Here is a 1,537-nt window from a genome sequence, read left to right on the forward strand (position 1 = left end):
CCATTTTCGCAGTGACATTCGGACAAATGGAAGCTTACACAATAATCACTTCTATGCCGCACCCAATGACTGACAACTTTTTCTTTATTACATTCTCCATCGAGCACGCCGCGTCCATCTTCTTTATCTTCTACGCTGCAATTAAAAGAACGAGCAAACAAAGGGGACGGATTTATTTTCTTCAATTACCGACCAGAATGGCGCCGTGGGCGCCCAATTTGTGGGGACCGGCAATGGGCCAAATGCTACTCTAAACCAGTACATTGGGCCGGTAATTTTCAGTGCGCTGGGTGTTGCTGGCTATATCAACCTTAATCCTAGTGTAGGAACTGGACCATGAGTCAACTAGAAAAAAGGAGCAAAGTAGGAGTCCGTATTGCATTAACTATTGTCTTGTTATTGACATGCATTGTTTTTTTTATTGGCATTGAGCTGTATTCTGGAATTGCACCACAAAAAGCCGTTGGCTACCCCAATTCCGGCCAACTTAAGCTTTATGTATTATTTCCAGCCGCATCAGTTCTTATTAGCRCTTTAATGCTGACCTTCTCAAAAAAACTGCCGAACTGGTTGTTGATTGTTTTTATACCGATTCAATTCATCGCTATTTTTACGGTTTTTATTTTTTTTGGTGGTGGTGTGTAAGGGCGTCGCTTGTCGGGAAATGGAATTAACGCTACCGCTGGCTGCTGGGGGGGGCGTTTCTGATTCGTGGTCACTAGGTAATGGGTCCGCATCAGGGTTTGGATTCGTTTCTCCACAACTAGGTGCTAATTAAAACTACTCCTTCCAGGCTGCAAGGAAGATTGGATCAGAATGGTGGAAATTATGACTATTGGGCTATTGGTTTTTATTATAATACTGTGCTTACTGGGAATAATGTGCTTGTTTTTTTCTGAGAAAACGCAAGGCATTATAATCAAGTTAATTGACCGAGCAGGCGCATCAAAAAAATACCCACTCAAGAGCCTGATCAGATCAAGCAATTATCTGTATATTCTTAGATCAGTTGGCGCATTAGCTCTTTTAATGTCTTTTTTCTTAACGTGGGGATTGATAAATAACTTATAAAAATATACACACATATGGAGATCACTCTTGGCATCTGCATGGAAATACCCCACCCCGGCGAGCTTCCAGATCAGAAAGCATGTCCGGCCCGGCCATTGGCTTGCCCGCAATTGGTGCGGTGCTAGCGGGCGAAAGTGAGCCATCAAAGTCAGGGTGTAAAATGACCGACGGAAGCGAACACTTACTTATCGGAAGACTGGCAATCCTGCCATTTGCCTTTGTTCAGTGGGGCGTTTTGCTTTGGTACCTGAGTTCATTGCGGCGATTACGTGACAAYTTTCTGAAAAGATTAATAGGAGGAGCCGTATCTATTGCGACCATTTTCGCAGTGACATTCGGACAAATGGAAGCTTACACAATAATCACTTCTATGCCGCACCCAATGACTGACAACTTTTTCTTTATTACATTCTCCATCGAGCACGCCGCGTCCATCTTCTTTATCTTCTACGCTGCAATTAAAAGA

3 protein-coding genes are annotated in these 1,537 nt (G+C 43.3%); all 3 read left to right on the forward strand.

Going from position 1 to position 1,537, the window contains the following annotated elements; all coding sequences use genetic code 11:
• A partial coding sequence (locus AC1DIS_RS29970) for a hypothetical protein (RefSeq protein ID WP_218276154.1) occupies positions 1-254 on the forward strand: 254 nt, incomplete at its 5' end.
• Positions 255-336: 82 nt separating this feature from the next.
• Positions 337-645 (forward strand): hypothetical protein, encoded by a 309-nt coding sequence (locus AC1DIS_RS29975; RefSeq protein WP_477781298.1) that lies wholly within the window; start codon positions 337-339, stop codon positions 643-645.
• A 505-nt stretch (positions 646-1,150) separates the two neighbouring features.
• Positions 1,151-1,537 (forward strand): hypothetical protein (locus AC1DIS_RS29980; protein ID WP_477781299.1); only part of this gene is annotated, 387 nt, incomplete at its 3' end.

Source organism: Pseudomonas sp. 05N433 (assembly GCF_056396925.1).